The 18,335-nt window shown below is 26.6% G+C and carries 23 protein-coding genes; 20 read left to right on the forward strand and 3 right to left on the reverse strand.

What is annotated here, in order from left to right; translation table 11 throughout:
- Positions 1-82 precede the first annotated feature (82 nt).
- Together pdxT and pdxS are read right to left on the reverse strand one after the other, a co-directional pair.
- Positions 83-658 (reverse strand): pyridoxal 5'-phosphate synthase glutaminase subunit PdxT, encoded by a 576-nt coding sequence (gene pdxT / locus I2E98_RS14275; RefSeq protein ID WP_195469554.1) that lies wholly within the window; start codon positions 656-658, stop codon positions 83-85.
- Between the two features lies 1 nt (position 659).
- On the reverse strand, positions 660-1,529 hold the full coding sequence (gene pdxS / locus I2E98_RS14280; RefSeq protein ID WP_195469555.1) for a pyridoxal 5'-phosphate synthase lyase subunit PdxS: 870 nt from the start codon (positions 1,527-1,529) through the stop codon (positions 660-662).
- A gap of 111 nt (positions 1,530-1,640) precedes the next feature.
- Between pdxS and I2E98_RS16240 the strand changes: the two genes are divergently transcribed.
- The 16 genes from I2E98_RS16240 to I2E98_RS14355 all read left to right on the forward strand — a co-directional run bounded on the left by I2E98_RS16240 (position 1,641) and on the right by I2E98_RS14355 (position 13,886).
- Entirely contained in the window at positions 1,641-1,763 is a 123-nt protein-coding gene (locus I2E98_RS16240) for a hypothetical protein (protein ID WP_279324989.1), read from the forward strand.
- Positions 1,764-2,416: 653 nt separating this feature from the next.
- Positions 2,417-2,773 carry a helix-turn-helix transcriptional regulator gene (locus tag I2E98_RS14285; protein ID WP_243251194.1) on the forward strand — a complete coding sequence of 119 codons (357 nt, stop codon included), beginning with the start codon at positions 2,417-2,419 and terminating at the stop codon, positions 2,771-2,773.
- Positions 2,757-3,566, forward strand: a complete 810-nt coding sequence (locus I2E98_RS14290) for an ImmA/IrrE family metallo-endopeptidase (RefSeq protein ID WP_195469557.1) — start codon at positions 2,757-2,759, stop codon at positions 3,564-3,566. The genes I2E98_RS14285 and I2E98_RS14290 overlap by 17 nt, the downstream gene beginning before the upstream one ends.
- Positions 3,566-4,228 (forward strand): hypothetical protein, encoded by a 663-nt coding sequence (locus I2E98_RS14295; RefSeq protein ID WP_195469558.1) that lies wholly within the window; start codon positions 3,566-3,568, stop codon positions 4,226-4,228. Before I2E98_RS14290 ends, I2E98_RS14295 begins: the two co-directional genes overlap by 1 nt.
- A 216-nt stretch (positions 4,229-4,444) precedes the next feature.
- Positions 4,445-7,615, forward strand: coding sequence for a DEAD/DEAH box helicase (locus I2E98_RS14300; protein WP_195469559.1), 3,171 nt, complete (start codon positions 4,445-4,447; stop codon positions 7,613-7,615).
- Between the two features lie 262 nt (positions 7,616-7,877).
- Positions 7,878-8,072: a hypothetical protein gene (locus I2E98_RS14305; protein WP_195469560.1), complete on the forward strand. Its 195-nt coding sequence runs from the start codon at positions 7,878-7,880 to the stop codon at positions 8,070-8,072.
- A 34-nt stretch (positions 8,073-8,106) separates the two neighbouring features.
- Positions 8,107-8,421: a 50S ribosomal protein L7/L12 gene (locus I2E98_RS14310; RefSeq protein ID WP_195469561.1), complete on the forward strand. Its 315-nt coding sequence runs from the start codon at positions 8,107-8,109 to the stop codon at positions 8,419-8,421.
- 43 nt (positions 8,422-8,464) lie between these two features.
- The gene (locus tag I2E98_RS14315; protein ID WP_195469562.1) at positions 8,465-8,686 is read left to right on the forward strand and encodes a hypothetical protein; all 222 of its coding nucleotides are present in this window, start codon (positions 8,465-8,467) and stop codon (positions 8,684-8,686) included.
- Positions 8,687-8,888: 202 nt separating this feature from the next.
- Positions 8,889-9,140, forward strand: coding sequence for a hypothetical protein (locus I2E98_RS14320; RefSeq protein ID WP_195469563.1), 252 nt, complete (start codon positions 8,889-8,891; stop codon positions 9,138-9,140).
- A gap of 218 nt (positions 9,141-9,358) precedes the next feature.
- Complete coding sequence (locus tag I2E98_RS14325) at positions 9,359-10,180, forward strand: EFR1 family ferrodoxin (RefSeq protein ID WP_243251191.1); 822 nt, start codon at positions 9,359-9,361, stop codon at positions 10,178-10,180.
- Between the two features lie 157 nt (positions 10,181-10,337).
- The gene (locus I2E98_RS14330) at positions 10,338-10,889 is read left to right on the forward strand and encodes a biotin transporter BioY (RefSeq protein ID WP_195469564.1); all 552 of its coding nucleotides are present in this window, start codon (positions 10,338-10,340) and stop codon (positions 10,887-10,889) included.
- 216 nt (positions 10,890-11,105) lie between these two features.
- Positions 11,106-11,489 carry a (deoxy)nucleoside triphosphate pyrophosphohydrolase gene (locus I2E98_RS14335; RefSeq protein WP_207737630.1) on the forward strand — a complete coding sequence of 128 codons (384 nt, stop codon included), beginning with the start codon at positions 11,106-11,108 and terminating at the stop codon, positions 11,487-11,489.
- An 80-nt stretch (positions 11,490-11,569) separates the two neighbouring features.
- Positions 11,570-11,872: a hypothetical protein gene (locus I2E98_RS14340; RefSeq protein WP_195469565.1), complete on the forward strand. Its 303-nt coding sequence runs from the start codon at positions 11,570-11,572 to the stop codon at positions 11,870-11,872.
- A gap of 122 nt (positions 11,873-11,994) precedes the next feature.
- The gene (locus tag I2E98_RS14345) at positions 11,995-12,222 is read left to right on the forward strand and encodes a hypothetical protein (RefSeq protein WP_195469566.1); all 228 of its coding nucleotides are present in this window, start codon (positions 11,995-11,997) and stop codon (positions 12,220-12,222) included.
- Positions 12,215-12,640, forward strand: a complete 426-nt coding sequence (locus I2E98_RS14350) for a hypothetical protein (RefSeq protein WP_195469567.1) — start codon at positions 12,215-12,217, stop codon at positions 12,638-12,640. Before I2E98_RS14345 ends, I2E98_RS14350 begins: the two co-directional genes overlap by 8 nt.
- A 310-nt stretch (positions 12,641-12,950) precedes the next feature.
- A complete protein-coding gene (locus tag I2E98_RS14355; protein ID WP_195469568.1) occupies positions 12,951-13,886 on the forward strand; it encodes an Rpn family recombination-promoting nuclease/putative transposase in 936 nt (311 codons plus the stop codon).
- Between the two features lie 57 nt (positions 13,887-13,943).
- Here the strand turns inward: I2E98_RS14355 and I2E98_RS14360 are convergent, their stop codons facing one another.
- Positions 13,944-14,714, reverse strand: a complete 771-nt coding sequence (locus tag I2E98_RS14360; RefSeq protein WP_195469569.1) for a MerR family DNA-binding transcriptional regulator — start codon at positions 14,712-14,714, stop codon at positions 13,944-13,946.
- 109 nt (positions 14,715-14,823) lie between these two features.
- Between I2E98_RS14360 and I2E98_RS14365 the strand changes: the two genes are divergently transcribed.
- From I2E98_RS14365 to I2E98_RS14380, 4 genes are all read left to right on the forward strand, one after another.
- Positions 14,824-16,155 (forward strand): MATE family efflux transporter, encoded by a 1,332-nt coding sequence (locus I2E98_RS14365; RefSeq protein ID WP_195469570.1) that lies wholly within the window; start codon positions 14,824-14,826, stop codon positions 16,153-16,155.
- A gap of 126 nt (positions 16,156-16,281) precedes the next feature.
- The gene (locus I2E98_RS14370) at positions 16,282-16,584 is read left to right on the forward strand and encodes a hypothetical protein (protein ID WP_195469571.1); all 303 of its coding nucleotides are present in this window, start codon (positions 16,282-16,284) and stop codon (positions 16,582-16,584) included.
- A 143-nt stretch (positions 16,585-16,727) separates the two neighbouring features.
- On the forward strand, positions 16,728-17,684 hold the full coding sequence (locus I2E98_RS14375) for an ADP-ribosylglycohydrolase family protein (RefSeq protein ID WP_207737631.1): 957 nt from the start codon (positions 16,728-16,730) through the stop codon (positions 17,682-17,684).
- A gap of 98 nt (positions 17,685-17,782) precedes the next feature.
- Positions 17,783-18,334 (forward strand): biotin transporter BioY, encoded by a 552-nt coding sequence (locus I2E98_RS14380; protein WP_195469572.1) that lies wholly within the window; start codon positions 17,783-17,785, stop codon positions 18,332-18,334.
- Position 18,335: the final 1 nt, after the last annotated feature.

Raw genomic sequence — 18,335 nt, forward strand, 5'->3', positions numbered from 1 at the left:
AACTTCACTTCTTATTTTTTCCATATAAACTTTTAATAATCACTTAATCCAGCCGTCGCTTTTAGCGATTTAGTTCTTTTATTCAATTGTGAGCTACTTTTTCAATGAAATATTTTAAAAATGATGTATCAGTAGTTAATTCTGGATGAAATGATGTTGCAAGCATATTATTTTGTTGTACAGCAACTATGTCATTATTAATTTTTGCAAGGATATGAACATCATCAGAGTTAACAGTAGTTATATAAGGAGCTCTTATAAATACTAAATCTATTGGTGATGTACTAACTTCTTCAATTAATAATTTAGTATTAAAACTATCAAGTTGAGTTCCATAACCATTTCTTTTGACTGTTATATCCATAACACCTAAATGGTAATTTTCTTCATTTTCTATATTTTTAGCTAATAGAATCATTCCAGCACAGGTACCCCATACAGGTAATCCTTCTTGTATCATCTCTTTTAATGGATTAAAAAGTCCTGTAACTCTTAAAAGTTTACCAATAGTAGTGCTTTCACCACCAGGGATAATAAGTGCATCTATATTTTTTAGCTGATTTAAATTTTTAACTTCTAAAGCATCATATCCTAAAGATAAGATAGCATTAATATGTTCTATTACACCACCTTGAAGTGATAAAACACCGATTTTCATTTTACCATCCTCTTTCTTCATATTTAGAAGTTATTTCACTACAGTTAATTCCACTCATAGCTTCCCCTAAGTCTTCAGATATTTCAGCTAATTTTATAGGATCATTATAGTAAGTAGTAGCTAATACTATAGCTCTTGCTCTTTTTTCAGGGTTTCCAGACTTAAATATGCCAGAACCGACAAAGACACCATCAGATCCTAATTGCATCATTAATGCAGCATCAGCAGGAGTTGCAATTCCACCAGCAGAAAAGTTTACAACAGGTAATTTACCATTTTTCCATACATATTCTATTAAATCATAAGGAGCATTAAATTCTTTTGCTAAGGTCATAAGCTCTTCTTTAGGTGCATTTTTTACTCTTCTGATATCGTCATTAATAGTTCTCATATGAGTAACTGCTTGCACAATGTCTCCAGTTCCAGCTTCACCTTTAGTTCTAATCATTGAGGCTCCTTCACCAATTCTTCTAAGGGCTTCTCCTAAATTTCTTGCACCACATACAAAGGGAGCTTTAAAGTCGTTCTTATTTATATGGTAACTATTATCTGCCGGTGTTAGAACTTCACTTTCATCAATATAATCAATTCCTAAAGCTTCTAATATTTGAGCTTCAACAAAATGTCCGATTCTAACCTTAGCCATAACAGGAATAGAAACAGCAGCTTGAATTTCCTTAATCATTTTAGGATCAGACATTCTAGCTACACCACCTTCTTTTCTTATATCAGATGGTACTCTTTCAAGAGCCATTACAGCGCAAGCACCTGCCTTTTCTGCAATTAATGCTTCTTCAGGAGTGGTAACATCCATTATTACTCCTCCCTTTAACATTTGAGCTAAATTTTTGTTTAATTCATATCTACTCATAACCATATACCTCCATAAATTCACAATAATTTAAAATATAGGTATAACAGTAAAGTGTTTTAATTATAAAATCAAATGTATGGGTACGATAGTTAAGATATGGATTAATCTATGATAATTTTAGGATTTTTATCTTATCATGATGGATATTTAAGGATTCCTAATAAAGAGCTTATGTTAGAGTTTGAAAAAGCTTTAGCAGATGGATCTTTTGGATATAAGGAAGAGAGATAAGTCATTTATTGTTGAGTTAAAGAAATATGAAAAGGTATATATATCATTAACAAAAAACAGAAACAAAGTCTATGCTAAGCATAAACTTGTCTCTGGAAAATTTTAAAACCCCCGGGAGTCTTTGAGAGGGACGAAGTCACTCTCTTGGTAGGAGTCTTTGAGAGGGACGAAGTCACTCTCTTGGTATTATTATAAGTTATCGAAGAAAATAATTTTGATAAATACGAAGTAAGAGAATGGACAGAAAGAATTGAATTTTGGACATATCACAATGAAGATGAATTGGATTTAGTTGTTAATATAAATTTAGTTACTATTACTATAGAAGTTAAATATAATAGTTGATTATTTTCAGATGTTGAAGTATTAAACATAGATGATAACGGAGAGAAAGGTAGGTAGAAATCAATTAGATAGGAAATCTAAAATAGTTAAAGAATTAGCAGAAGCTAAAGGGACAATTCTTATTTTATTATTCATTGCTAAAGACAACTAAGGCAAAGAGATTGTCAGTAAAAATTATCATGTCCTTGAAAAATTATAAAATTTTTAAGAAAAAGTGTATAAAATTTATTAAATGGAACATATTTATAACTATATGAGTTGAATTTTGGTTTTAGATGTTATATATTTAATACAAAGGAGTGATTGCTATGAGTTATGCATTAGGAGTTAGAATAAAAGAACTTAGAACAATGCGTAAGATAAGTCAGGAACAGATGGCAGAGGCTTTAGATACTACCAGACAGAGGTATTCTAGATTAGAGAACGGACAGATTGATATTTCGTTTGTTATGATAAAAAATATTGCAAAAGTACTTGGGGTAGCTATCAATGAGATAACTTCTGCTGAAGAAGAAAGAAAGGGATTAACTACATTGTTTAGAGAAAAAAATAACTCTCCAGAAGCTACAGAATCAGTTTCTAAAATTGAGGAGATATTAAAAGTTTTTCATGCGCATGAAAAGCTTTATTACCAAATGAGGGTGCGTGATGGTCTTGAGGATTGATAAGCGTGATATAGAAAAAAAAGCTATAGAAATAAGACAAGAGAATAATGTACAGACTTATGGGATTAAAGATATTTTTAGTTTAATTGAACAAAAGGAAATACACCATATAAGATATCCTTTTGGAAAAGATGTTCTTTTAGGGTTTTCTACAGTTTATGAGGGAAAGAGAGTAATAGTTTCTAACTCATCAGAGATACTTTCAAGGGAGATATTTACTATTGCACATGAGCTTGGACATATAGTTTTTGATTTTGAAGATTTGAATCAAGAGCTTAAAATTCAATTGGATTTAGATGAGGTTAAGGAAGATATTTGTGAAGAAAGAGCATTTTATTTTGCAAACTGTTTTTTAATGCCAGAAAACAAATTAGAGGAATATATAAAGTATGAACTTAAAAAAGAGAAAGAAGAGTTAAATGCTTTAGATATAGTGAGAATTCAAATAGAATTTAATGTTAGTTATAATGCAGCAGTTAAAAGATTAAGGGATATTTACTTTATATCAGAAGCTCATATGTATAATTTATTCAATGAGAAAAATATTATGAAATCAAATGCTTTATTCAAAATGTTAAATGCAGATGAAAAGCTATTGAGAGCATCAGAAGTTATTAGTGTACCTGCGAAGTATTTAGAGTATGTTACGAGTAATTATAATAATGACTATATACCTTATTCCAGCCTTGAAAAAGCTTTAGGCCTTTTAAACAAGGATGCAGAAGTGTTTAAAAAGGAAAGTGAAGATAATGAAGAGATAGATTTAGATGATTTATTTGAGGAGTTAGAATAATGGATGCTTCTTTAGATACAGATATAGTAATACACTTATACAAAAGCGAAAAAAAGGAGCTGCTTTATTCATCCTTTGATAAAGTATATATCTATGATTTTCTTCTGGAGAAAGAAATGAAAAGAAAATCTACATCAGTGTATGAGGAGTTTAAAAAAGATGTGGAAGCTGGAATAGTTAAGGTAATCACTAATAAAGATTTAATTGATATGGGTATAAAGAAATTATTTGAAGATTACAAGGAAAATAATAAGTATTTATTTGACCAAGGAGAACTTCAAGCAGTTGCATTAGCAAAGGCAATGGGAATAGCTGCTTTTGTGTCTGATGATACAAAGGACTTTGGGCCACATCAATCTCTTGTAAAAGAACTTATAGAAGGAGTTATTCCATTTGCTTTTTATGAACTATTATTCTTAAAATATTTAAGCTCTGAAATTACTTTACAAGAGTTGGATAGAAGTTTTGAACAGGTAAACCAATCAAGTATGTCACAATTTCCAATGAGCTTTAGAAGAAAACTATCCGAGGTATTAAAAAGATTCAGTGCTAAGTATATAACAGAAAGAGATAAAAAGTGGATTTTAGAGTATTGTGATAAGAGGGAAATTAACTTAAATGACAAAATGCTGAAATTAAGAGATTATTTAAAGGCAATTTAATGTGAATATTACTTACTTCAGTGTTAATTGAATATGTATTTTTTTATAATTGATAAATACATAAATGAAGAAAAGATTTAATATAAAAATATATGAAGGTTAAGATGGATTGAATTATCCATAAAATGCATAAAAAGCTGCAAAATACTGTAGCTTTTTATTATACCTAAATATGATAAAATATGAGTAAACAAAATCATAATGGAGGAAGTAATATTGAGAGAAGGCCTATACGAACAAATAATAAACAAAGAAATACAACAACAACTAAACAACCTAGAACAAGAAAAATTCATTATAGATAAAGATAAAATAGATAAAGAAGAAGCAAAAGCAATCCTTTCACAATACATATCACAAATAATAAGAAAATCCCTAAATTACATTAGAGATAAAGAAAAAGAAGATAGCGAAAAACTAATAAAACAAATAGAAGCTTGTAATGACATAATTAACATATTAAGCAAAGTGTCAAATGAAGAAGACATTAAAAAATATGAAATAGATAAAAATGGGGAAATGCTAACAGCTCTTTACTCAAAAGTAAACAATAAAAGAGCATTAAATAGTAAAAAAGCAACAAGACCAGTAACTCCATTATCACAAAGTTCACTATTCACAGGATCAGGACAAGAACCTAACATGTTGGGAGAATTAAATAAAGAAATACTATCAAGTGATTCTATAGATTTGTTAGTTTCTTTTGTAAAGTGGAGTGGAATAAGATGTATTATTGAAAGCTTAAAGGAAGCAACAATAAACAATAATAAAAAACTAAGAATAATAACTACTTCATATATGGGAGCTACAGATGTTAAAGCTATTGAAGAATTAAGTAAGCTACCTAATACAGAAATTAAAATTTCTTATGATACAGATAGAACAAGACTTCATGCAAAGGCTTATATGTTTAAAAGAGAAACAGGCTTTACAACTGCATATATAGGTTCATCAAATCTTTCAAATGCTGCATTAACTTCAGGATTGGAATGGAATTTAAAAATAACAGAACAAGATTCCTTTGATATTATAAAGAAGTTTGAAGCGACCTTTGAAAGCTATTGGAATGATTCAGAATTTGTTTCTTACAATGGAACAGAAGAGGATAAAAGAAGATTACAAAGATCATTAAGAAAAGAACAAAAAGACAGTGATAATGATTTAAACTTTACCTTTGATATAAGACCTTATGCTTATCAAAAAGAAATATTAGAAAAGCTTCAAGTTGAAAGAAAGATTTTTAATAAAAATAGAAACTTAGTTATTGCTGCAACTGGTGTAGGTAAAACTGTAATTTCAGCCTTTGACTATAAAGATTTTTGCAAAGAAAACAGGGGTAAGGCTAATAGGTTATTATTTGTAGTTCATCGTGAAGAAATATTAAAACAAGCAAGAGATACCTTTAGAGCAATATTAAAAAATAATAATTTTGGTGAATTAATGGTAGGAGGAAGAACTCCTGAAAACTTAGATCATTTATTTGTTTCTATACAAAGTTTAAATAGCAAAGATTTATGTGACATAACATCTGAAGATTACTATGATTTTATTATAGTTGATGAATTTCACCATGCAGCTGCACCATCATATCAAAGATTATTAAGTTATTATAAGCCTAAAGTATTATTAGGATTAACTGCAACTCCTGAAAGAAATGATAATAAAGATATATTTAAATATTTTGAAGATAGAATATCAGGAGAAATAAGATTACCAGAAGCAATAGATAGAAAGTTATTAAGTCCATTTCAATATTTTGCAGTATCTGATTCAGTAGACTTATCAAAACTTAAATGGCAAAGAAAAGGCTATAATATAAGTGAATTAGATAAAGTTTATACAGGTAATGATATAAGAGTTAATAATATACTTGCAAGTTTAAATAAATATATTACAGATATAAATGAAGTAGTAGGGCTAGGATTCTGTGTAAGTAAAGAACATGCAAAATTTATGGCTTTAAGATTTAATGAGGCAGGAATTTCATCATTAGCATTAACAGATGAAAGTAAAAAAGAAGATAGAAATAATGCTAAGGAAAGATTAGTTAATGGAGAGATAAAGTTTATCTTTGTTGTTGATATATATAATGAAGGTGTTGATATTCCAGAAGTTAATACTATTTTATTTTTAAGGCCAACAGAGAGCTTAACTGTATTCTTACAACAACTAGGAAGAGGATTAAGACTAAGTGAAGGAAAAGAATGTTTAACAGTTCTTGATTATGTTGGGCAAGCACATAAAAATTATAACTTTGAGGAAAAGTTTAGATCACTAATTGGTAGAAGTAATAAATCTGTAAAAGAGTATATTGAAAATGGATTTTTAACTTTACCTAAGGGATGTTATATTCAATTAGAAAAAGAAGCTAAAGAATATATTTTAAGAAATATAAAATCTGCAGCTAATACAAAAACAAATTTAATAAGTAAGCTTAGAACATTTAAAGGTGATACTGATTTAGAATTAACTTTAGAAAACTTTTTAGATTATCATAACTTATCTTTAACAGATTTTTATGGCAAGAGTAAAGACAGAAGTTTTTCAAGAATGTGTGTACTTGCAGAAGAAAAAGAGGATTTTTATGATGAAAATGAAGATATAATAACTAAGAAGCTATATAATTTATTATTTATTAATTCAAGAAGATTCATAGAATTTATTATTAAAATAATTAATAATTATGACAATATTTCAAAAGTTGATTTTAATAATGAAGAAAAGTTAATGTTAAATATGATGTATTATATTTTCTATAATGATGCACCTAATAAAGTAGGATTAATATCTATAAATGAAGGAATTAATAAGTTACTTATTAATAAAACTATGATGAAAGAAGTTTCTGATATATTAAGATATAATTATAAACATATTCAATTTATAGATAAGAAAGTTGATTTAGGCTTTGATTGTCCTTTAGATTTACATTGTAATTATACAACAGATGTAATTATGGCTGCTTTTGGATACTTTAATGAAGAAAAGAAGCCAGCTTTTAGAGAAGGTGTTAAGTATTTTGAAGATAAGAAAACTGATATATTCTTTATAACATTAAATAAGAGTGATAAAGACTTTTCACCATCTACACTCTATGAAGATTATGCCATTAATGAAAAGCTATTTCACTGGCAAACTCAAAGTAAAACTTCAATACAAAGTACAACAGGACAAAGATATATCAATCATTTAAAAACTGGTAATAAGATAGCTCTTTTTGTTAGAGAATATAAAACTAGAGATGGACTTACATCACCATTTACTTATTTAGGTACATGTGAATACAGAAGTCATAGTGGTGATAAACCTATTAGCTTTGTATGGGAGCTAGATGAAGAGATTCCAGCAAGTATGATTAATAAAGCTAATAAATCAATAATTATCTAAGGGTATTGGGAGAGAGGTTGTTTAAAAAGAAATAGATTATTACATTTAGATTTAATAAAAAGCGACAACATTCATTAAAGGTTTTGTATTTAGTACAAGACCTTTATTTTTATATATTACAACCTTATAAAAGTAAAAAAGTAGAAAAATAGTTTAAATTTGATATTTCTTAATATATAATTGGTATAAGAATATAGTTGATATTAGTGTTATTATATATATTAATATTTTTAAAAGTATATAGAATTTAGGTGGAAGAAGTTTGTTTTACTTTAAATATTTTATGGTATTTATTATAATTATTGAACTAATGATGAGTTATACTATGATAAGTTCAGCTTATATAGGATATACAGAAAAAAGATCTAAATTTATTATGATACCTACAATATCTATTGTGATGAGCATAATTCTTTTAATTACTCTAGCTATAACAGTTTTTATATGGATGAATTAAAAAATAAAAATATATAAATAAGGGGAGAGGAAATATGGAGATTGATGGAATTATAATAGGGGTACTATTTATTACAATTATAATTATGTCTAATAAACTAAGTCAAATGAGAGATCAACTTTATAAGTTAAATAAAACATTAGAAAAGTTGGCTTTGCAAATGGGAGTAAAAGAATTAGACTATGTAGATGAAGATGAAGTTTTAGAATCTTTAAAGGATTTACTTAAAAAAGGGAAGAAAATAGAAGCAATAAAAGAATATAGAGTTGCAACAGGGGAAAGTTTAAAAGAATCTAAAGAAAAGATTGATGAGTTTTATGAAAAGTTAAAAGCAACAAGTGAAATATAAATAAAAGAGGAAAAACAAATGAAAGGATGATGTGAAGCGTAATATGAAATCTAAATTAAATATTATTTCAATAATTTTAGGTTTAATTTTTATAGTTATTTCTGTTTATGTTGGATATATAAATAGCTTTAAAGGAAACAATGGCCTTATATTGCTTATATTGGGAACTGTACTAACAATAATCGGATTAGCTTTTTCTCCTAAACTATGGGAGTATCTTGCTTGTATAATAGACTTAGTAGTTATGTTTTTTAGTAAATCTTAATTTGAAATTTAATAATGATAAATTTGATAATTATTTAAATTCAGCTAGATTATTAAGAGATATAATTGGACATAGATATAAACAATCTAAGATAGAAGTTTGAATTTTATAGAATTATAATCTATTATCATTTATAATAAAAATATATAGTATTGAAGAATTATATTATAATACACTAATGTATGATAAAAAGGGGTATTTTATGTGGATTAGAACTCAAAATAAAAGAGAATTGGTGAATGTAATTAAAGTTGAAATTGCATCTAATTTTGGAGATAAAAAAAATAAAGCTGCTGTGGTGGGGAGATTCGCACCTGGAGGATTTTTTACTAGTAATACGATTTTGTTAGGTCTTTATTCCACAAAAGAAGATGCAATTGCTGAGATAGATGCAATTGAAAAGTGTATATTAAATAATCCAAATGGTGTTTATACCATGAAAAGTAATCAATAGCTTTAATATAATACAAAATAAAACTAGCATTGATAATATGTATACGAATAGGAAAAATATGAGAGGGAATAAATAAAATAGAGGCTTTGCATTTAGTGCAGGGCCTTTAATGTATTAAATTAATAATATTGATGGTAATGAGATGAATGAGAAGCAAACAATTATTCTTTTATATGGTATAATTTCTATATTAAGGATAAAGGTGTTTAAATGCCTCTATGATAGATATAATAAATGAATCTATCATGGAGGTATTAATTGAAGGGGGCAAGTTATTTATGATTGGTATTTATTTTTCAGGGACAGGTAATAGTAGATATATTCTTGATTTATTTTTAAAGAAAATGGGGAAGGATTATAAGATATTTTCTATAGAAGATATTGATGTAGAGACGAAATTACAAGAGGCTAATGATATTGTAATAGCATATCCAATTTATTATAGTTCAATGCCTAAAATAATGGATGATTTTTTAGAGAAGAATATTGAGTTATTTAGAAATAAAAAAGTATTTATTATAACTACAATGGGATTATTTTCAGGTGATGGATGCGGATTAGCTCAAAGAAAATTGAGAAAAGTTAATGCTAATATTATAAGCGGTATACAAGTGAAAATGCCTGATAATATTTGTGATTCAAAATTGTTAAAAAAAGACGATGATGGAATAAAAGATATTATTTGCTTAGCAGAGAAGCATGTAGAGGAAGCAGTAGGTAAAATTAAAAGTGGACAGAAGGTTAGAGAAGGATTAAGTGTTTCTGCTCAATTTGCAGGGTGTTTTGCTCAAAGGTTATATTTTGGACATAAAGTTAAAAAGTACTCCAGCAATATTAAGATAGATAGAGAGTTATGTGTTAAATGTGGTAAGTGTATAAAAGTTTGCCCAATGAAAAACTTAGAAATGAAGAATGAACTATGTAGTGGAGATAAATGTACTATGTGTTATAGATGTATAAATATATGTCCTAATAAGGCATTAACGTTACTTGGAAGGAAAGTTGGACATCAGTATTTAATTGATAAGTATATAATTTAATTTATGGAGAAGTGCTGATATTTATTGGAAGTAGAAATAGAGTATTATAGTTTTATTATAAAACAAAAAAGTTTGATTCAAAAAAGTTTGTATTATAAAATATTTGTTAACAAAAAAATTTGAAAAAGTTAACAATTTAAAGTTAGGGAGCATTGTTATGAAAAGAAAAACTTTAGATATTGTATATTGTGGTATATTTGCAACAATAACAGCAATACTTGCACAAATTTCAATACCTTTACCAGGGGGAGTACCATTAACATTACAAACATTTGCTGTTTCTTTAGCAGGAATACTTTTAGGTAGTAAAAAAGGATTTATATCAATATTAGTTTATGTATTAATGGGTGCAATTGGATTACCGGTATTTTCGAGATTTTCAGCAGGAATTGGTGCAATAATAGGACCAGCAGGAGGTTTTATTTTATCTTTTCCAATTATGAGTTTTATTATAGGGTTAATTTGTGAAAGAACAGACAACAAAATTTTAATTTTTTTAGCAATGATATTAGGTTCAATTCCTAACTACCTAGTGGGAGCTATTCAATTTTCATTAGTAACAAGCTCAAGTCTTTATAATGCTTTTTTAGTAAGCGTATTACCATTTATTTTAGTAGGTATAATTAAAGCAATATTAGCAACTATAATTGGTTCCATGTTAAGAAATCATAAATCAATAAGAGGAATTATTAGTTATGATAAAGCTTAGATTTAGTTTTTTTATATTTAGAATAAGAAAAAAATAAAAAGGCTAAAATTAATAATATGAAATTAGCTGATATGATATAATTATTATAGTTTTTATAATTTGAGAGTTTATCGGAAAAAGTACAAGTAATTGAGTCAATAAGAAATGTATTTATTACATTAGAGCAATTTGATTATAAAAGCTAGAATATATAAAAAATTTGGAGTGTTAGAACAGATGAAAATAATAAAAGTAGTAGCAGCAATACTTCAAAAAGAGGATAAAATACTTATAGCAAGAAAAAAACAAGGTAAACCACTTGCAGGATATTTTGAATTTCCAGGTGGAAAGATTGAAGAAGGTGAAACACCAGAGGAAAGTCTTATTCGTGAGCTTATGGAAGAAATGAATATAAAGATTGCTGTTAAAGAGTATATAGGTGAGAGTGTATATGATTATGGAAATAATAAAGTAATATCATTACTTGGATATACCGCAGAAATTATAGATGGAGAAATTAAACTTTCAGATCATGATATATATGAATGGGTCACATTAGAACAAATCAATAATTATAAAATAGCACCTGCAGATATACCGTTAATAAATAAACTAAAATGAAACTATTTTGGGATTATAATCCATAATGTTGTATAATGAAAGTATATTATTAAAAAATTATACTAAAAGGAGAATGGAGTATGCTTTTTATTATTATCGGGATTATTTTTCCAATACTATTTATAATTTATAATCTAATTTGTTATTCAAAAAAATTAGTTATCTATACTATAAAAAGCAAAAATTTTAGAGTAATAAATGAAGATTTCTATAAAATACAATTAGGGTTAAGTATTATAAATTCTTTAGTTATGCCAATAAATATTTACATATACGATAAGGTTAATGAGCCTATGGGGTTTTTACTTTTTATTTCTATATTTTGGGGTATTAATTATTTAATAAAATATAGTGCAGTTTTAAAAGGATATGCAACAAAATAAATTTTAAATAACTATCAGATATTATAAAGTTGAAATAAACTTAGATTATATAAGAGTTGAAAAAATTGATTTAGATTGAAATAGAAGAAATCTTAGTTGAAAAGAATAAGCTAAGATTCCTGTTGAATTTGACATTAGAACTTGAAGATTTCTTAGAAAGAAGTATAGATTTAATAGATATTAATGATGAAGATATAGAAAATCTCATTAAGATAGAAGCTCTAAATAGTGAAATGGTAATAATAAAAGATGATAAATATAATGAAAAATTCAATTATTATGATCAACTATTTAAAGAAAATATTGAATTTTGGAGCAGATTAGATAAGGTGGTTTTAGATAATGAATAAAGATAGATTAAAAAAGTTACTCTATGATTTGGAATTAGAGTATAAGGATATTGAGGAATCCTTAAAATTTATACAAGTATATTCTGATAATGAACTTTTAAAAAAAGAACTTTACAATAGTCTTAAATATAAATATTTGAGGATGTTTATTTTATATGAAGATTTTATATCAATGCTTTTAAAAGAATATAATATTTATAAAATAGGAATGACTATAGATTCAGCTATAAAGTTATTAAAAGATAAAAATGTTCTTACTGATAAATTTGCTAATTATTTAAATTCAGCTAGATTATTAAGAAATAGAATTGGACATAGATATAAACAACCTAAGATAGAAGTTTTAATTGAATTTTTGGAAGAAAATAATGATATAAAAAAAGAATTTTTATTATCTATAAAGAGTTTTATGAGCTAAATGAAGATATTTAAGGAGGGTAAAAAATATCTGAAATAGAGCTAATAAAAGAAAAGAAGAGAGAAAAAATAATTTTGTTGAAAAACATAATGATAAAGTAATTGATACAATACATTTTAGTACTTCTAATGAAGAGATAAAAATATATACTAATCATTAAACGTAAGATTTAGTAAAAGTGTTAGGGGGTTACCGGCTAGGTAACTCTTTTATATGACTATTAAAAGAACGTATGTACGTATAAGAATGCATGTTCAGGGGTATAATATTAATAACGAAGCTTTGTTAATATTTATAATTGAGGTACGAGATGGAGATAAAAAAGGATATTAATAATATTCATGATAAATCATATAAAGACTTTTTCAGTAATAGTAAAATCTTTGTTGATTTAATTTCTAACTTTATAGATACTAATTGGGCAAAGAATATAAAAGCACAAGACTTAGCATTAGTAAATAAGAGCTTTATTTTAGCAGACTATGAAGAAATAGAATCTGACATAGTATATAGAGTGAAAAATGGTAAAGAGGAAATATATTTTTATATACTTCTAGAATTACAATCAACTGTAGACTTTAGTATGCCAATGAGATTATATTTTTACATATCAGAAATATATAGAGAAATAATAAAAAATACCACTAAGAGGATTATAAAAGGTAAAGACTTTAAACTCCCAGCTGTAGTTCCTATAGTATTATATAATGGAGAGAAAAAATGGACTGCAGAAAAAGAGTTTAAAAATATAGTATTTAATAATGAAATCTTTGGTAAAAATATAATTAACTTTGAGTATTTATTGTTGGATGTGAACAGATATAATAAAGATGAGTTAATGAAAATTGGTACTATAAGTGCCGCAATATTTATGTTAGATCAAAAGGTAGACTATATAGAATTTATTAATAGATTAAAGGAAATAGTTTTAACCTTTGATAAATTAACTGAAAATGATAAAATGAAATTAAGACATTGGCTTAGAAATGCTATAGATGAAGAATTTAAAGATAAGTTCAAGATAGATGAAATAATTACTGCAAAGAAAGAGGAGGTAGAGAAGATGACTTCAAATATTTCAAAGACGTTGAAAGAGGAATATGAAAAGGCTGAAAACAAAGGAGAAGAAAAAGGTATACTGCTTATGAAAAAAGTGCTTAAACTTTCTAAAGAAGGTATGTCTATTGAAGATATAGTCAAGCTATGTGAAACAACAGAGGAAAAGGTGAAAAAGATTCTAGAGTAAGATAAAGGCTTTGCATTTACTGCAGGGCCTTTATCTTATTCTAGAAATATTAAATACTTATAATGAACACTTAACCTCAAAATAGGGACTTGAAAAATCATAGCTATAACTTGAAGTAACAATAATAGTTTTTTCAGAACATACTATATCAGAAAACATCTCATAAATTTTAATTAAATTAAATTCATTAGTTTTTTTACATAAAAAATTTCCTGCCTCAATTCTGATAACATTCTCTAAATGACAGTGCCTTTTATCAACTTCTACAGCCACGAACTTATTAATATCATCATCCTTTATATTCATAATAATACCGTAATCATGTTTTAATAATATATTTTCATTTATGGCATTTGTAAATAAAGTATCTAGAATTTTATAATAAGTATCATTCATCTCATCTTCAAAAATAGGCATAACATAGTAATATTTTTCATCTATATGAAATGACTTTTCTTCATCATTATCATAGCTATTGAGTCTTTCTATTTCATCTTTTAAAGTATCTAAAAAATCTAGATTGTTTTGAAGTTTAATGATTTTTTCCTTTGTTATTTTTCTACCATATTCAATTAAATTAGAATAATCCATAGTGTTATCATTTTTAATAGTTAGTTCTTTCACATCTTTAAGGGGAATATCTAATAAAATACACAGTTGTATTATTTCAACGATTTTTGTTTGTTCAAAATTATAGTATCTATAATTAGTATTGGGATCAACGTATATAGGCTTTAATAGTCCAATGGAATCATAATAACGAAGAGACTTTATGCTACAACCTGTTTTCTTTGATACATCTCCAATAGTTAATAAATTCTTTTTCATGAAAATCTCCTTGACTCTACCATTATGGTACACTTTATACTAATATACGATTTTGATTATTATATGTCAAATTTAATAGTTTAAAGGAAAATAATGAGGAGGAGATGGAATGAACATACAATTATCAGACAATTTTACTTATAGTAAATTAATTAAATTTACTTTACCTACAATTTTTATGATGATATTTACTTCCATATATGGTGTTGTAGATGGTTTATTTGTATCAAATGTAGTGGGAAGTGATGCCTTTGCAGCAGTTAACTTAATAATGCCCATTATAATGATTGGTGGAACATTTGGATTTATGATAGGAACAGGGGGAGGAGCCTTAGTTTCTAAGACAATTGGAGAGGGAAATATTAAAAAAGCAAAAGAAATTTTCTCCATGTTAATATATTTATTAATAATAATAGGATTAATAATTGCTACAATAGGATTTATATTTATTGAACCAATTTCTAAAGCTTTAGGAGCTGAAGGAATAATTTTAGAATACTGTGTGATATATGGTAGAATTCTACTTATTAGTCTTGTAGCATTTTTACTTCAAAATGCTTTTCAAAGTTTCTTAGTTGTGGCAGAGAAACCTACCATGGGTCTTGTTGTTTCTATAATTGCAGGAGTTACTAACATAGTTTTAGATTTCTTATTAATTGTGATACTTGATATGGGAGTAGTTGGAGCAGGTTTAGCAACATGTACAAGTCAAATTGTAGGTGGATTTGTACCACTTATATACTTTATAATGAAAAATAAAAGTCCTTTAAGACTTGGTAAAACTAAATTGGATTTTGGTGCAATTGGACAAAGTTGTTTAAATGGTTCTTCAGAAATGTTTACAAATTTATCTATGTCTATTGTAAATATGCTATATAACTTACAATTAATGAAATATGCCGGAGCAGGAGGAGTAGTTTCATATGGAGTTATAATGTATGTATCATTTATTTTTAATGGCGTTTATATAGGATATTCAATGGGTCTTACACAAGTTGTGGGATATCACTATGGAAGTAATAATAAAGATGAGTTAAAAAACCTACTTAAAAAGAGTTTTGTACTTATTTTAATAGCTGCATTAGTACTTACAAGTCTTGCACAACTATTCTCAGAAACACTTGCTCAAATATTTGTAAGTTACGATATAGATTTACTTAATCTTACAACTAATGCAATTAGAATATTCTCACTATCTTATATAATAAGTGGATTTAATGTTTTTGCATCAGCATTCTTTACAGGACTTAATAATGGTGTGGTATCTGGAGTTATATCATTCTTAAGAACTTTCGTATTCCAAATAATAATGATATTTATATTACCGTTATTATTTAATGTAAATGGTCTATGGATGGCTGTTATATTTGCAGAAGTACTGGCATTGTGTGTAAGTTTTATGTGTTTTGTCAAAAATAAAACTAAATATGAATATATTTAATTCTTAATATTCCCAATTTTATAGAGTTATAATCTGGAATTATGTATAATAGAAATGTACAGTATTGAAGAATTTTACTAAAATACGAATTATATGAGAAAAATATTTTTTAGGAGTGGATTTAATTTGAAACATGTATTATTAAGTGCTGATAGTGAAACATCTGTTTATTTAGTTCCAGACCAAGTGGCAAATAGTTTGAGAAAATATTGTATATATTTCTGTGATACATGGTTAAAACAAAGTCCTAATGCAAAAAAATATCATGTAGATGGTGGTATTTGCTATACAGAAAAGGATTTTATTGAATATCTGAATACTTGGATTTTCCAAAAGGAACAGTCCATATTTGTTGAGTCAATTGGATGGATTAACTCAAAAAAAGATATTCCTGAAAAATATAATGGTTGTCCAATATTCAATTTTTAATTATGTTTTATTAATATAATACTCATATATAAATTTTTGATTTATAATAAATAGAATAAAGGCTTTGCATTTAGTGCAGAGCCTTTAATATATTTTTATGATAATTTAAAAATCTAAAAATTAATATTATGGAGGGTAATGAGATGAATGACAAAATAATAGATGCTATAAAAGGTGGTATTTGGGGATTAATAGTTGGTGATGCATTAGGAGTGCCAGTTGAATTTCAAGATAGAGAAGAGTTAGAAAAAAATCCTGTAATAGATATGAGAGCATATGGCACACATAACCAACCTAAGGGTACATGGTCAGATGATACTTCAATGACATTATGTTTAGTAGATAATTTAATTAAGGGATATGACTTAAATGAGATAGCAAATAATTTTGTAAAATGGTATAGATATGGATTTATGACTCCATATGGAGTAGCTTTTGATATTGGAAATACTACAAGAAAAGCTATTTATAACATAGAGGCTGGAGTAAAGGTAACAGAAGCAGGTGGAGCATCAAAATATGACAATGGAAATGGTTCATTAATGAGAATACTACCATTAGCTTTTTATCTTAAATATGAGAAGGATTCAGATAAAAAGTTTAAAACAATTCATGATGTTTCATCTATAACACATAGACATAATATATCAAAGATAGCTTGTTCAATATATATAGAATTTGCAATTAATCTTATTAATGGTTATAGCAAAGAAGAAGCTTATGAAAAAATGAAAAAGGTAATATTAAATTATTATAAAGATGATCAGTATTTAGAAGCTTTAAAAACTTTAGAAAGAGTATTGCAAGGCAATATAGGAAATGAAAAGTTATGTAATATTAATTCATCAGGATATGTAGTTCATACTATTGAAGCAAGTTTATGGTGTTTTTTTAATAATGATAATTATAAAGACACAGTATTACAAGCAGTAAATTTAGGTAGTGATACAGATACTACAGCTGCTGTAGTTGGAGGATTAGCAGGAATATATTATGGCTTTAATGATATTTGTGAATCATGGATAAATGATATTGTTAAAGGTGAAATGATTAAAAAACTAATTTATGAATTTTGCCATAGTATTATATTTTTATTATAAAACAAAAAAAAGTTTGACTTAGAAAAGTTTGTATTATAAAATATTTGTAAACCAAAATATTTAAAATAGTTAACAATTTAAAGTTAAGGAGAATTGTTATGAAAAGAAAAACTTTAGATATTGTATATTGTGGTATATTTGCAACAATAACAGCAATACTTGCACAAATTTCAATACCTTTACCAGGGGGAGTACCATTAACATTACAAACATTTGCTGTTTCTTTAGCAGGAATACTTTTAGGTAGTAAAAAAGGATTTATATCAATATTGGTTTATGTATTAATGGGCGCAATTGGATTACCGGTATTTTCGGGATTTTCAGCAGGAATTGGTGCAATAGTAGGACCAACAGGAGGTTTTATTTTATCTTTTCCAATTATGAGTTTTATTATAGGGTTAATTTGTGAAAGAACAGACAACAAAATTTTAATTTTTTTAGCAATGATATTAGGTTCAATTCCTAACTACCTACTGGGAGCTATTCAATTTTCATTAGTAACAAGCTCAAATATGTATAATGCTTTTTTAGTATGCGTATTACCATTTATTTTAGTAGGTGTAATTAAAGCCGTATTAGCAACTATAATTGGTTCCATGTTAAGAAATCATAAATCAATAAGAGGAATTATTAGTTATGATAAAGCTTAGA

The organism is Clostridium sp. D43t1_170807_H7 (assembly GCF_015555905.1).
Lineage (GTDB): Bacteria > Bacillota > Clostridia > Clostridiales > Clostridiaceae > Clostridium.